This is a genomic window from Rhizobium sp. SRDI969 (assembly GCF_025152725.1).
GTDB lineage: Bacteria > Pseudomonadota > Alphaproteobacteria > Rhizobiales > Rhizobiaceae > Rhizobium > Rhizobium leguminosarum_I.
On sequence record NZ_CP104039.1, the window covers coordinates 202893 to 216163 of the forward strand.

A 13271-nucleotide genomic window follows, 5' to 3' on the forward strand; every position below is an offset into this window, starting at 1 on the left:
GTACTTGCCGCATGAAGAAGATTATTTTGCCTAAAATATGCAGAATAGATGAAAACTGCGGGAAAAAACCGCGTTAATTCATCATTATCCTTCGCAAGCTCAACTCAGCCGGAACCATGCATGCCAGATCAACCCTTTCCTGCTCTTCGCGTCGAAGATCTCCATAAAAGCTTCGGCTCGCAACAGGTTCTCAAGGGTATCTCGACGCAGGCCGAGAAGTCCGATGTGATTTCTATCATCGGCTCGTCGGGCTCCGGCAAGAGCACTTTTCTCAGATGCATCAATTTCCTGGAAACGCCGGATCGCGGCCGCATCGCGGTGAACGGCGAGGAGATCGCGCTGAAGATGGGGCGGGGCGGCCGGCTGCAGCCGCGCAGTTGGCGGCAGATCGAACGGATACGGACCGGACTGGGGATGGTCTTCCAGAGTTTCAATCTCTGGGCTCATCGGACGGTGCTGGAAAACGTCATCGAGGCGCCGGTGCACGTCATGGGCATTTCACGGCGCGAGGCCATCGAAAAGGCGGAGGCCCTGCTCCACAAGGTCGGGCTCTTCGATAAACGCGACGCCTACCCCGCTTTCCTCTCCGGCGGCCAGCAGCAACGCGCGGCGATTGCGAGAGCCCTCTGCGTCGACCCTGCTGTCATGCTGTTCGACGAACCGACATCGGCGCTCGATCCGGAGCTGGTCGGCGAGGTCCTGAAGGTCATCCGCGATCTCGCGGAAGAAGGCCGGACCATGCTGATCGTCACGCATGAAATGCGCTTCGCCCGCGATGTATCCAGCCGTGTCCTGTTCCTCCATCAGGGACGGATCGAGGAAGAAGGCCCGCCGGAGCAGATATTCGGGGCGCCGGTCAGCGCCCGCTGCCGGGAGTTCACCGGCCTCAGCGCCCACTGATGCGCATCATCGACAACACAAACCAGGAGAATCCTGCGAATGAAACTGCTCCCCACGCTTTTTGCCGGCGCGGCACTCGTGCTTTCCGCCGTCACCGCACAGGCCGAAGTCCGCTTCGGTGTCATGAACGAATCCTATCCGCCCTTCTTCGCCAAGGACGCCTCCGGCCAATGGCAGGGATGGGAGATCGACCTGATGAACGCTGTGTGCGAGGAGATGAAGGAGAAATGCTCGATCGTCGAAATTTCCTGGGATGGTCTCATTCCGGCTCTTCAGAGCAAGAAGTTCGACGTGATCTGGTCGTCGATGTCGAACACCGCGGAACGCTCGAAGGTGATCGACTTCACCGACAAATATTATAACACGCCGAGCACCTTGATCGGCCCCAAGGACCAGAAGCCGGGCGCCACTGCCGAGGACGTGAAAGGCAAGACCATCGGCATCCAGGTGTCGACGATCCAGTCGGAATATTACAAGAAGTATTTCGCCGCCGCTGCCGAGGAAAAGACCTACCAGACGCTCGATGAGGCGTTTCAGGACCTCGCCTCCGGCCGTATCGACTATGTCTTCGGCGATTCACTGGCGCTTGATGCTTTCCTCAAAAGCGATGGCGGCAAGGATTGCTGCGCCAAGATGGGCGACGTTGCCGACGACAAGGAGATTCTCGGCGCTGGCGTTTCGGGCGGCCTGCGCAAGGAAGACACTGAGCTGAAGGCCAAGCTGAACACGGCGATCGCTGCCGTCCGTGCCAGTGGCCAGTATGATACTATCAACAAGAAATACTTCGATTTCGACATCTACGGCGCAAAGTAAGCAGCCGGAACGATGGCGACTGCGCAACAAGGTATTCTGGACCTGCTGTCTCCCTATCCTCCGGGATGGGGCGGCGTCCTTTTGGCAGGTGCGGTCTCCACGGTCGCCATCTCGGCTTGCGCTTTTGCGATCGGCTTGCTGCTTGGCACCGGCGGCGCGCTGGGAAAGCTCTCTGGTAACCGCATGCTGCGCCTGCTGCTCGATCTCTATACCACGCTGATCCGCGCCGTTCCCGAGTTGATCCTGATCGTCGGGCTCTATTATGCCGGCACCGATGGCCTCAACCGGCTGCTCGCCGCGTTGGAGCTGCCGCCGGTCAATGTGAACGGCTTTGTCGCAGCCGTCGCCGTGCTGGGCTTCGTCCAGGGTGCCTACATGACGGAGGTGCTGCGCGGTGCGATCCTCGCCATTCCCGTCGGCCAGATCGAGGCCGCCAAAGCCTTCGGCATGGGGCCGGTGCGGAGGTTCCGCCGTGTCCTGCTGCCGGCGCTTCTGCCAAACGCGCTGCCGGGCCTTGCCAATCTGTGGATGTCGGTCACCAAGGACAGCGCGCTGGTCGCCGTCGTCGGCTACCAGGAACTGGCGCTCGCCACCCGTCTTGCCGGGGCAAGCACCAAGCATTACTTCGTCTTTTTCCTTGCTTCGGCCCTTCTCTATCTCGCCATCACGCTTGTTTCCAACGTCGTCTTCAAACTGATCGAGGGACGGGTACGGCGGGGACAGCCGCGCCTTGCCTGAAGAAAGCGCCCCATGAGTTTCACCTGGATCTCTTCCTATTGGCCGCTGCTTCTGACAGGCGCCTGGCAGACCGTTTGCCTGCTGGTGATCTCCGTGGTGTTCGGCTTCATCATCGCCATAGGCCTCGCCTTCGCGCAGGTCAGCGGCGGCAGGCTGACGCGGCTCCTGGCGCGCAGCTACTGCACCTTCTTTCGCGGCACGCCACTGCTGATACAGCTGTGGCTTCTCTATTATGGGGTTGGCTCGCTGCTGCCCATGGTCCCCGGCATCCGCCAGAGCCTGTTCTGGCCGATCCTGCGCGAGGGCTTCTTCTTCGCCGCCGTCAGTTTTACCCTGAACTATGCAGCCTATGAGGCCGAGGTGTTGCGCGGCGCGCTGCTTGCCGTTCCCAAGGGCGAGCTCGAAGCGGGCCGGGCCTTCGGCCTGTCGCCCTGGATGCTGACCCGCCGCATCTGGTTGCCTCGCGCCATTCGCATCGCCCTGCCGACGATTGCAGGAGAGATCGTCATGCAGCTCAAGGCGACGCCGCTCGCCTTTACGGTGACGGTGATGGATCTTTACGCCGTGGCAAACAAGGTTCGCCAGGACACGCTGCTCGTCTATGAACCGCTGCTGGTCGTCACCCTCTTCTATCTCGCGCTGACCGCGGTGACCGCCCGCGTCTTTCGAGGGCTCGAAGCGCAGGTGCCGGTTCGCCGCTAGGCCGACGGAAAAGCGACTGGCCCATGAATTCCCTGGCGCACGAACCACGTGCACCCCGCCCACTTTGTTATGAAAAGCCCGGCGCCGCTGACGGCGCGACAGCCTGAATGGAGACCTCTTGATGAGCACGACACGAATTCTCGATGGCGGCATGAGCCGCGAACTGTTGCGGCTGGGCGCCGAACTGAAACAACCGGAATGGTCGGCATTGGCGCTGATCAACGCGCCGGATATCGTCCGTAGAGTACATCAGGAATTCATCGCCGCCGGCTCTGAGGTCATCACGACAAACAGCTATGCGCTCGTACCCTTTCACATCGGCGAGGACCGGTTCTGGAAGGAGGGCGCGGCGCTGATCCGTCTCGCCGGTCGCCTGGCGCGCGAAGCGGCCGATGCCGCCACGGATCGCAAGGTGCTGGTCGCTGGCTCGCTGCCGCCGATCTTCGGCTCATATGAGCCTGAGAATTTTCAGCCTTCGAGGGTGCAGGATTATCTCAAGGTGCTTGTCGAAAACCTATCTCCCTTCGTCGATATATGGCTCGGCGAGACGTTGAGCCTGATTGCCGAGGCAGAGGCTGTTCGCAAGGCGGTGGCGACGTCGGACAAGCCGTTCTGGATTTCGTTCACATTGGCGGACGACGAGGCAGCCATAAGGGGCGGCGAACCGAAGCTTCGCTCCGAGGAAAGGGTCGAGGAGGCGGCATCCTGGGCGGTTTCATCGGGCGCCGAAGCCCTCCTGTTCAATTGCAGCAAGCCCGAGGTCATGCAGGCGGCGGTGGAGACGGCGGCGGGCGTGTTCAGGACAATGGACGCTTCCATCGAAATCGGCGTCTATGCCAATGCCTTCGAAGGGGAAACAGGCGAGGCAGCCGCCAATGAAGGCCTGCATGAGACCCGAAACGATCTGAACGACGATGCCTATTCGCGCTATGCCTGCTCCTGGGCCGAGGCCGGCGCGACGATCATCGGCGGCTGCTGCGGCATCGGCGCTGCCCATATCCATCGCCTGAAGAAGACGCTTTTGGATTAAAGCGGCACGTCAGGAGATCGGCTATGTCGCAATTGTCATTTGGTGTTTGACGCCGTCTTCTGGAGTTCGAGCAGAAGCTCGATCAACTTCGGGGCCATCTCCCTGATTTCCGAAAGGTGGACGGCGCTCAGTCTCGTCAGAAGCGCATCCGCCTTGTCCGTCAGGAGAATGGTCTGGCGGCGCCTGTCGGCCGGATCGGCATGGCGTTCGACCAATCCGGCATCCGACAGCCGCCCGACAAGCTCGGTCGCCGTATGCGGCGCGATGATCAGCCGCTCGGCCAGCATGCCGATGGTCATGGCGCCGCCGCGTTGTCCCTTGATCGCCAAAAGGGCCTGATGCTGCTGTACGGGCAATCCCTCCGACTGGGCGGCCGAGGCGCTGAAGTCCATGAACTGGCGAAGCGCAAATCGGAGGTCGGCGAGAGCTTCGTAATCCTCTTGCCTCAGCGGCGGCGCGGTCTTCTTCAAAGCACTTCTCCTCTGCCGCAACGGCTGCCAGGATCGGCAGGCCATGCCGCCATCATCGAATAGATGGGCAGTCGCCAGCCGGTCAAGTGAGGCATCTTCATCGAACATTTTCGCCTTCATGCTTTCGCCCGTTGATTTATATCGCATCACGATATATTGACCCGCCTCAAGCGTTTCCATTCCGGCGTAGCAGAGGCTTCCATGGCGCAGCATCCACCAAACAACCGGCCGCACGATTTCACCGGCGGTCTTTCCCGGCGCGAGGCCGGCGATTTCACCACCGACAGGCGGGTCCTCATCCTGGTCGGCATGTCCATCATTGTCGGCACGTCAGGCGCGTTTGCAGCCTGGTGTCTCGTCAGCCTGATCGCGCTGGTGACGAATGTCATCTGGTTCGGGGAGATCGGCATCCAGCCCGCCTCTCTGGCTGCGGTGCCGCGCTCGCTGTGGGTGGTGCTGGTTCCGCCACTGGGTGGACTTGCCATCGGATTGATGGCCCGTTTCGGGTCGGAGAAGATCCGCGGCCACGGCATTCCTGAGGCGATCGAGGCCATTCTGATCGGCGGTAGCCGGATGTCGCCGAAGGTCGCGGTCCTCAAGCCGCTGTCGTCGGCAATCTCCATCGGAACCGGCGGCCCGTTCGGCGCCGAGGGGCCGATCATCATGACGGGCGGTGCGATCGGATCGCTTTTCGCGCAATTCTTTCACATGAGTGCCGCCGAGCGGAAGACGCTGCTCGTTGCCGGCGCCGCCGCAGGCATGACGGCCATCTTCGGTTCGCCGATCGCCGCGGTCATGCTGGCGGTCGAACTGCTGCTGTTCGAATGGAAGCCGCGCAGCTTCATTCCCGTTGCCGTTGCCGCCTGCGTGTCGATCTGCTGGCGCCCGCTGCTGTTCGGCGTAGGCCCGCTGTTCCCGACCCACTTCCAGGTGGCCTTGCCCTGGTGGGGTATTTTCGCCTGCGCGGCGATGGGCATCTTCTCCGGCCTGCAATCGGGATTGCTGACGACGCTGCTCTACCGGATCGAGGACCTGTTCGAAGCCTTGCCGATCCACTGGATGTGGTGGCCGGCACTTGGCGGTCTCGTCATCGGTCTCGGCGGCCTGATCGAACCGCGGGCAATGGGCGTCGGCTACGACATCATCGATGGCTTGCTCAACAATCGGCTGCTCGCCCCGGCGGTCATGTCGATCCTGCTGGTGAAGACCATCATCTGGCTCTTTGCCCTGTCGTCGGGCACCTCCGGTGGCGTGCTCGCGCCGCTTCTGATTTTCGGCGGGGCTCTCGGATGGCTGGTCGGCTTGGTCATGCCGGGCAATGACCCCGGCTTCTGGGCGCTGCTCGGAATGGCGGCGATGATGGGTGGAACCATGCGTGCGCCGCTGACGGGCACCTTCTTTGCGATGGAAATCACCGGCGACGTCAGCACCCTCGTTCCGCTGCTTGCCGCAACCGTGGTGGCCTATGCCGTCACCGTCCTTCTGCTGCGCCGCTCGATCCTCACCGAGAAGATCGCCCGCCGCGGTCAGCACATCACCCGCGAATATGGCGTCGATCCGTTCGAACTGGCGCGCGCAAGGGAGATCATGATCAGCGATGTCGACACGCTTCCCGTCGCCATGACGGTGGGGGAGGCGTGCGACTTCTTTGCCTCGCAGCAGAAAACGCACCGGATCTATCCGGTGGTCGACGCAGCAGGCAGGCTGTCCGGCGTCGTATCCAGAGCCGACGCTTTGCTCTGGCAGGGCAATCCGGACCTCGCCAGTCAGACGCTTGCGGAAAACGTGACGGACGGTTCCGTTCCGGTGGGGCATCCTGACGATACGGTCGCATTCATCGCCGACCTGATGCTGTCCACCGGCGACGGACGCATTCCGATCGTCGATCCGGCGTCCGGGAAATTATGCGGCCTGATCGCCCGCAAGGATTTGCTGCGGCTGCGCAGTTCCTACAGGTCGGCCGAACTGGATCGGCGGCCCTATCTTACCGCCGGCTCGAAGAGCAAGTCGCTGTAGCGGCCCGCGGGCGTCCTCCGCATCGCTACTGCTACTGCCGCGCGGCGCATGGATCAGGTCCCATGCGCCGCGCTGACGCTTGAAGACTTCAATGCAGTCCGAACAGGTTCAGCAGCTCTTCGCGGTGTCGAACGAATTCCGGTGCGCTGCGGTCGCGAGGCCGGGGCAGATCGATTTCGATCAGACGCGGCTCGCCGCCCTTCTCCCGTGGCAGGATCAGGATCCGGTCGGCCAGATAGATCGCCTCCTCGAGATCATGGGTGACGAGGATGGTCGTCACATCCTCATCGCGCCAGATCCGTGCGAGTTCCTGCTGCATGCCGATCTTGGTCATCGCGTCGAGCGCGCCGAGCGGTTCGTCGAGCAGCAGGATCTCGGGCTGGACGGCCAGAGCCCGGGCGATGCCGACGCGCTGCGCCATGCCGCCCGACAGCTGCCGGGGATAGGCAGCCTCGAATTGCTGCAGGCCGACGAGCTTGACATAATGACGCCCGTCCCCTCGCCTGCTCACGCGACAGGCCGCTGGTTTCCAGCCCGAAGGAGACATTGTCGAGCACATCAAGCCAGAGCAGAAGGCGCGGTTCCTGAAAGATGACGGCGCGCTCCGCGCCGACGCCTCGCACCGCCTTGCCATCGACGAGAACCTCTCCCGTGTCGGAATCCTCAAGGCCTGCCAGAACCCTGAGCAGGGTCGTCTTGCCCGAGCCGCTGGCACCGACGATGGCGAGGCTTTCGCCGGAGCGGACGTGGAGGTTGATATCCCTGAGAACCTGCAGAGGTGTCCCGTTCAATCTGTAGGATTTGGAGAGGTGACGGATCGTCACCTCCCCGCGGCGCGTGTCCTCAGCGATGCTCATCATCATTCCTCAGTTGCTTGCCGGCCTGGCATCGGTGGTCAAGAGGATGTCTTTAGCCGCCAGCTGGCCCTGCTTCAGCTTGCCTTCGCGAACCAGGACGTCGATCCAGAACTGGATGTCGCGCTCGACCGGCAGGCCGCCGGCACGCACCCCATAGCCTCGGAAGTACTGTGCGATATCAGCGTTCTCACCACGCTCGCTGAGCGCCTTGGCGAGGATCTTCTTGGTTTCCTCCGGATGCTCGCGGGCGTAGTCGAGAGCGCGAGCCGACTGCTCGACGAAAATCTTTGCAGCTTCAGGATGCTCGCGAGCGAAATCACGGCGCAGGACCACGAATCCCCCGGCGATGTCGCCAAGCACGTCGGTATCGTCAAAAATCGGACGCAGGCCGCCATTCTTCAGTGCAGCCCCCTCGAAGGTCGTCTGCCAGTAACCGAAGGCGGCAATATCGACCTGCTTGGAGCGCAATACCTGCTCGAGCTGCGGCCCGGGAACGACAAGCTGATTGGCTGCGTCGGCCGGCAGGCCGACGGAATGTAAGGCTTCGCGGATGGTGTAGTCGAGATGCGCGCCGAGCGTATTGACCGCGATGCTCTTGCCGGCAATGTCCTTGATACTCTTGATCGGGCTGTCTTCCAGCACGTAGAAGGTCGACTGGACCTCGTCATTGATGCCGTTCGAAGGATAGGCGGCGACGAAATCATTGCCGCCGATGATCGAATTCAAAACGGCGGAGGTTGCGGCGCTGCCGATCTCGACATCACCCGATGCCAGGGCGATCAGGGAGGCCGGGCCGCCCTGGGCGTAGCCGACATTTTCCAGCGTGATGCCCGTTCCGTCGAAATAGCCGAGTTCGGCGGCGAGTTCATGGGCGGCAAGACCACCCTGGCTGGCGAGGTAGCGCAGCTTCACCGTGTCGGTGGCTGCGGCCGGCGTCGCAAGACCGAGGGCGATCGCTGCCGGCAGGAGGAGGTTGCGAGGATGGAATGTCATGTGGCGGTGCCTTTCGGAAGAGGAAAATCGGGAAAGCAGTTCAGCGGCTCGGCTGAGACCAGCGGCAGAGACGGCGCTGCAAGAGAACGAGCAAGGCATTGGCGGCAAGCCCGAGGAAGGCGAGCAGAAGGATCGCCGCAAACATCAGCGGGATCTGAAAATTGTACTGTGCGTTCATAACCTGGAAGCCGATGCCCTTGTTGGCGCCGATCATCTCGGCGGCAATCAGCAGCAGAAGCGCAGTCGTCGCCGAAAGACGCAGGCCGACGAAGATTGCCGGCACCGACGCCTGCAGGATGACGCGGCGGAAGATGGTCAGCGGTCCGGCGCCATAGGTCCGCGCCATCTCGATGAGCTTCTTGTCCACCTCCTTGACGCCGCCGATCGTGGCGAGCAGCACTGGAAACAGTGTGGCCCAGAAGATCACGAAGATCTTGGATGTTTCGCCGAGGCCGAGCAGCAGGATGAAGACCGGGTAGAGCGCCAGCGCCGAGGTCTGGCGGAAGAGCTGCAGGATCGGATCGAGCGCCTGTTCGACTGCACGAACCTGGCCCATGAACAGGCCGAGCGGAATGCCGATCACCACGGCAAAGGCGAAGGCGGTTCCGGATCGCTGCAGACTGATGGCGATGTCATCGAGCAGCGCGCCGTTGGCAAGATTGGTCCAAAGAGCAGACAGGATCACATTCAAGGGCGGGAAGATAGCGGGATTGACCCAGCCTCTGGTGCTCGACACTTGCCAGAACACGAGGAAGCCGATGAGAAGGCCATAACGCGGCAAAAGCGATGCGAGCAGCCCGCGCACTTGCGAGGCGAGAGTGGAAATATGGCTTTCGCTGTTTTTCAGGCGGCCGAAGCTTCTCGGAAGAACCTGGTTGATTTCATAGGACATCGACCGCTCCTCACTCTGCTGCCTGGAGAGCTGCTTGTTCTGCAGCCCATCGATTGGTCGGGAAAGGCAGGCCGAGGTTTTCCCGAAGCGTCTTGCCCTCATAGGCCGTGCGGAACAGGCCGCGGCGCTGCAGCTCCGGGATGACCAGATCGACGAAATCGTCGAGCGCCGTCGGCAGCCAGGGCGGCAGAATGTTGAAGCCGTCGGCCGCTTCGTTCTCGAACCATTTCTGCAGTGTATCGGCGATCTGTTCGGGCGTGCCGACGATGGTGTAGTGGCCGCGGGCCGACGCGATCCACTGATAGAGCTGGCGGATGGTGAAGTTGTTTTCGTCGGCGATCTGGCGGATGAGGGCTTGGCGGCTCTTCATGCCTTCCGTCGGCGGTGCGGGCGGAAGAGGCCCGTCGAGGTCATAGCCGTGCAGGTCGAGCGTGCCGCCGGTCAGGCCATTAAGGAGGCCGATCCCGTCCTCTTCGACGATGAGCGAGGTCAGACGGTCGTATTTCTCGCGCGCCTCCGCCTCGGTCCTACCGACGAAAGCGGATACGCCGGGCATGACGAGGATATGATCGGGGTTTCGGCCGAGAGCGCGGGCGCGTGCCTTGATGTCCCGATAGAACTCCTGGGCGGTTTCGATATGCTGATGGGCGGTGAAGATGACTTCGGCCGTTGCTGCGGCGAGCCCGCGCCCATCTTCGGATTGCCCGGCCTGGACGATGACGGGATGCCCCTGCGGCGATCGCGAGATGTTGAGGGGACCGCGCACGCTGAAATGTTCGCCGCGGTGATCGGTGTCGTGCAGCTTCGCTGGGTCGAAGAACACGCCGGATTGCTTATCCCGAATGAAGGCGTCGTCCTCGAAGCTTTCCCAGAGTTTGCGGACGACCTCGACGTGCTCGGCGGCGCGGCGATATCGATCCGCATGCGGAAGCTGCGTATCGCGGTTGAAATTCTGCGCCGTCAGGTCGCCCGTCGTGGTGACGACATTCCAGCCGGCGCGACCCTCCGAGATCAGATCCAGCGAGGCGAATTTGCGGGCGGTCGTGTAAGGCTCTTCGTAGGTGGTCGAGGACGTGGCGATGAAGCCGAGATGGGTGGTGAAAGGCGCAAGGGCGGAGAACAATGTCACGGGTTCGAAGCCGGCCACGCGGGCGTTGCCGCCTTCGCGCGCACCGCCAAAACCGACAGCCAGCCCGTCGGCGAGGAAATAAGCATCGAAGAGGCCACGCTCAGCCGTCAAGGCAAGACGTTTGTGAAACTCGAAACTGGTCGCGCCGTCGGCCGGCTGGTCCGGATGCCGCCATGACGCAACATGCTGTCCGCCACCGGGAAGAAATGCCCCAAGCCTGATTTTCCGTGTCATTTCGTGTCCTCTCCGTTTTCCGTCAACAGCCCGGTCTTCCCCAGGGCCAAGTATTCAATTGGCTGTTGGGTTGCTAAAATACGTTATCCATAGAATTTATAGAGAAACTGAATTTCGTAGTTTCGGAGGAAGGGTGAATAGATTTCCCGGTTTGGCATGAAATTGGAAATCAACGGTCAGGGCGACTATCCGGGGGGTATGCGGGCGCGACCGGCAGATGGGATCTGCGGGCGTGGCGAAGAGCCCGGCGGAGACGACAAATAGCAATAGGTCTTCTTAGCGTCTTATGCCCGCTTACAGCACCGCCGGAGCGAGCAGGATCCAGTTTGACGAGCATGCAAGGGAATGGCGGCTTTCGCACGAACGTCCGTGCTAGCTAATCAATGCCTTCATGTGCTCAGGGCATCAGCCTCGTTTTGGCCGAGTCGGGGCATGGTCGAGGCCGGCGGCGGCCTTCTTCAGGCAGTCGAGGTAGCGGTCCCGGTTGGCGATGCCATCGTCGCGTGGCGTGACGAGGCAGAGCGTTGCGGCTGCATGGCCTTCCTCGCCCCGCACCGGTACGGCAAAACAATGGGTGAAGCTGTCGACGATGCTGTTGAAGGTGAAGAGACCTTCACGTTCGGCCTGGCGCACCTCGGCGATGAAGGTTTGCGGCTCGAGCCATTCGCCGTTCGGCAGGCGAAAATCCTGCGGCGGAATGAAGTTCAGGATGTCCTGATCCGACAGATGCGCGACGAGCAGGCGGCCCGACGCCGTCCACGGGATCGGCACCGACTGCCCGACGTCCGTCGAAATGCGGAAGGGGCGCGCGCCTTCGCGCATGCGAACGACCGTGTATCTGTTTCCATCCAGCATGCAGAACTGCGCCGTCTCCCGCGTCTCGTCGGCAAGCTGTTCCAGCGCCGCCTCGCATTCGCGGGTGAAGTCGAAATGGTTCTCATAGGCTGCGCCGAGGAAATACAGTTTGCGGCCGAGATAGACACGCCCCTCGCCGCCGGTGAATTCCAGGATGCCATTCTGCAGCAGCAGGTTGACGAGCTCGTAAACCGATGAGCGCGGTGCGCCGATCTGCGCGGCGATTTCATTCGGCTTCAGGGCCTGCCGTTTCTGGCGCAGGAAATCGAGGATCTCGAAGGCGCGGTCGAGCCCTCGGGCGCGTTTACCGGCTGCTTCGTCCTGAACTGCATCCATTGCTATCGATCCTTTTTTGTCCGGCAAAGCTTTTCAAGCCGACTGCCGCATCTGTTAATCGATCCCGTCATTCGTCGCGAATGAAATTTCCCCACCCCTCTTGCGAGGTAGAAAAATCGGCATAAGATCGCGTCGTCCGGTATATAGATCATATGTACATTATATTGGACATTGATGGCAAGCCGTCAACGCTGCCGCACACAAAAAGGGGATCGACATGAAGAATCTTGAAAACGGCATTTCCGCTTCACTACGCCGCCGCCTTCTCGCGGGTGCTGCCGCCGCTGCGGCACTCCTCGTCTTTTCGGCCGGCACAGCCTCGGCCGCCGCCAATTGCATCAAGGGTGACAGGAAGGCGCCCTATACGATCGGCTGGGCAAACATCTACTCGGTGCCGACCTGGATGAAGCAGACCGAAGGCACCATCACGGCTGAAGTGGAGGAACTGAAGAAGGCGGGCTTCGTCAAGGATCTGATGATCACGGACGCGCAGGGTAACGCCCAGACGCAGATCCAGCATATCCAGTCGATGATCGACGCCAATGTCGATGCCATCGTCGTGATCGCCGGTTCCTCCAACGCGCTTGACCGCGTCATATCAGATGCCTGCGACAAGGGCATCGCCGTCGTGAATTTCGACAGCCTTGTCAACACCGACAAGGTGACGGCGAAGATCAACACCGATTCCAACGAATGGGGCGCGACCGCTGCCAAGTGGATGGTCAGCCAGCTCGGCGGCAAGGGCAAGATCATCATCATGAACGGCCCGGCCGGCATTTCGGTGAGCGACGACCGCCGCAAGGGCGCCCAGCCGGTCCTCGACGCCAATCCCGGTCTCCAGGTGATCACCGAGACGAACACGGAATATAACGTCGCCCCGGCACAGGAAGCGATGACCAGCCTGCTCTTCGCCAATCCCGAAATCGACGGCGTGCTGTCGCTCGGCGGCGCGCTGTCGGCCGGCTCGGTGCTGGCCTTCGAGCGTCAGGGCCGCGACCAGGTGCCGACAACAGGCGAAAACGCCAGGCAGTTCCTCGAACTCTGGAAGGAGAAGGGCCTGAAGGGCTGGGCCACCATGCAGCCCAACTGGCTCGGCGCGCTGTCCGTTTACACCGCCGTGCAGGCGCTGGAAGGCAAGGACGTTCCGCCTTTCGTCAAGGTGCCGCTGCCTGTCATCGACGACAGCACGATCGGCAGCTACCTCGCCCGGGCCGACAAGTTCCCGGCTGACGGCTATATCTACTCGGACTACGACAAGGCGCTCTTCGACAAGCTGCTTGCCGCCAAGTAGTCCCCGCGCAGAGGA

12 protein-coding genes and 1 pseudogene are annotated in these 13271 nt (G+C 61.8%); 7 read left to right on the forward strand and 6 right to left on the reverse strand.

What is annotated here, in order from left to right; translation table 11 throughout:
- The first annotated feature begins 120 nt into the window (after positions 1-120).
- The 5 genes from N2A41_RS32645 to N2A41_RS32665 all read left to right on the forward strand — a co-directional run bounded on the left by N2A41_RS32645 (position 121) and on the right by N2A41_RS32665 (position 4183).
- Positions 121-900 carry an ABC transporter ATP-binding protein gene (locus tag N2A41_RS32645; RefSeq protein WP_017968692.1) on the forward strand — a complete coding sequence of 260 codons (780 nt, stop codon included), beginning with the start codon at positions 121-123 and terminating at the stop codon, positions 898-900.
- Between the two features lie 39 nt (positions 901-939).
- Positions 940-1713 carry a transporter substrate-binding domain-containing protein gene (locus N2A41_RS32650; protein ID WP_018070682.1) on the forward strand — a complete coding sequence of 258 codons (774 nt, stop codon included), beginning with the start codon at positions 940-942 and terminating at the stop codon, positions 1711-1713.
- Between the two features lie 12 nt (positions 1714-1725).
- Positions 1726-2451 carry an ABC transporter permease gene (locus tag N2A41_RS32655; RefSeq protein WP_162117611.1) on the forward strand — a complete coding sequence of 242 codons (726 nt, stop codon included), beginning with the start codon at positions 1726-1728 and terminating at the stop codon, positions 2449-2451.
- Positions 2452-2463: 12 nt separating this feature from the next.
- Positions 2464-3153, forward strand: a complete 690-nt coding sequence (locus N2A41_RS32660) for an ABC transporter permease (protein WP_260112035.1) — start codon at positions 2464-2466, stop codon at positions 3151-3153.
- Between the two features lie 121 nt (positions 3154-3274).
- A complete protein-coding gene (locus tag N2A41_RS32665; RefSeq protein ID WP_260112036.1) occupies positions 3275-4183 on the forward strand; it encodes a homocysteine S-methyltransferase family protein in 909 nt (302 codons plus the stop codon).
- 35 nt (positions 4184-4218) lie between these two features.
- Here N2A41_RS32665 and N2A41_RS32670 read toward each other — a convergent pair whose 3' ends face one another.
- Positions 4219-4653, reverse strand: a complete 435-nt coding sequence (locus N2A41_RS32670; protein ID WP_260112177.1) for a MarR family winged helix-turn-helix transcriptional regulator — start codon at positions 4651-4653, stop codon at positions 4219-4221.
- A gap of 201 nt (positions 4654-4854) precedes the next feature.
- Between N2A41_RS32670 and N2A41_RS32675 the strand changes: the two genes are divergently transcribed.
- Entirely contained in the window at positions 4855-6669 is a 1815-nt protein-coding gene (locus N2A41_RS32675; protein WP_260112037.1) for a chloride channel protein, read from the forward strand.
- Between the two features lie 88 nt (positions 6670-6757).
- On the opposite strand, the pseudogene N2A41_RS32680 reads toward N2A41_RS32675, so the two are convergent.
- The 5 genes and pseudogenes from N2A41_RS32680 to N2A41_RS32700 form a co-directional block, all read right to left on the reverse strand.
- Positions 6758-7526 (reverse strand): annotated as a pseudogene (locus tag N2A41_RS32680) (ABC transporter ATP-binding protein).
- 9 nt (positions 7527-7535) lie between these two features.
- Entirely contained in the window at positions 7536-8519 is a 984-nt protein-coding gene (locus tag N2A41_RS32685; protein ID WP_260112038.1) for an ABC transporter substrate-binding protein, read from the reverse strand.
- Between the two features lie 40 nt (positions 8520-8559).
- The gene (locus N2A41_RS32690) at positions 8560-9411 is read right to left on the reverse strand and encodes an ABC transporter permease (protein WP_260112039.1); all 852 of its coding nucleotides are present in this window, start codon (positions 9409-9411) and stop codon (positions 8560-8562) included.
- 10 nt (positions 9412-9421) lie between these two features.
- Positions 9422-10774: an LLM class flavin-dependent oxidoreductase gene (locus N2A41_RS32695; protein ID WP_260112040.1), complete on the reverse strand. Its 1353-nt coding sequence runs from the start codon at positions 10772-10774 to the stop codon at positions 9422-9424.
- Positions 10775-11179: 405 nt separating this feature from the next.
- Positions 11180-11965 (reverse strand): IclR family transcriptional regulator, encoded by a 786-nt coding sequence (locus N2A41_RS32700; protein WP_012760654.1) that lies wholly within the window; start codon positions 11963-11965, stop codon positions 11180-11182.
- 217 nt (positions 11966-12182) lie between these two features.
- Here N2A41_RS32700 and N2A41_RS32705 point away from each other — a divergent pair, with 217 nt between their 5' ends.
- The gene (locus N2A41_RS32705) at positions 12183-13256 is read left to right on the forward strand and encodes an ABC transporter substrate-binding protein (protein WP_260112041.1); all 1074 of its coding nucleotides are present in this window, start codon (positions 12183-12185) and stop codon (positions 13254-13256) included.
- The last annotated feature ends 15 nt before the right edge of the window (positions 13257-13271 follow it).

Bases quoted from the DNA above. Each gene is read 5' to 3' on its own strand.
- N2A41_RS32645 (WP_017968692.1), top strand. From the start codon at position 121: ATGCCAGATCAACCCTTTCCTGCTCTTCGCGTCGAAGATCTCCATAAA.
- N2A41_RS32650 (WP_018070682.1), top strand. From the start codon at position 940: ATGAAACTGCTCCCCACGCTTTTTGCCGGCGCGGCACTCGTGCTTTCC.
- N2A41_RS32655 (WP_162117611.1), top strand. From the start codon at position 1,726: ATGGCGACTGCGCAACAAGGTATTCTGGACCTGCTGTCTCCCTATCCT.
- N2A41_RS32660 (WP_260112035.1), top strand. From the start codon at position 2,464: ATGAGTTTCACCTGGATCTCTTCCTATTGGCCGCTGCTTCTGACAGGC.
- N2A41_RS32665 (WP_260112036.1), top strand. From the start codon at position 3,275: ATGAGCACGACACGAATTCTCGATGGCGGCATGAGCCGCGAACTGTTG.
- N2A41_RS32675 (WP_260112037.1), top strand. From the start codon at position 4,855: ATGGCGCAGCATCCACCAAACAACCGGCCGCACGATTTCACCGGCGGT.
- N2A41_RS32685 (WP_260112038.1), bottom strand. From the start codon at position 8,519: ATGACATTCCATCCTCGCAACCTCCTCCTGCCGGCAGCGATCGCCCTC.
- N2A41_RS32690 (WP_260112039.1), bottom strand. From the start codon at position 9,411: ATGTCCTATGAAATCAACCAGGTTCTTCCGAGAAGCTTCGGCCGCCTG.
- N2A41_RS32695 (WP_260112040.1), bottom strand. From the start codon at position 10,774: ATGACACGGAAAATCAGGCTTGGGGCATTTCTTCCCGGTGGCGGACAG.
- N2A41_RS32700 (WP_012760654.1), bottom strand. From the start codon at position 11,965: ATGGATGCAGTTCAGGACGAAGCAGCCGGTAAACGCGCCCGAGGGCTC.
- N2A41_RS32705 (WP_260112041.1), top strand. From the start codon at position 12,183: ATGAAGAATCTTGAAAACGGCATTTCCGCTTCACTACGCCGCCGCCTT.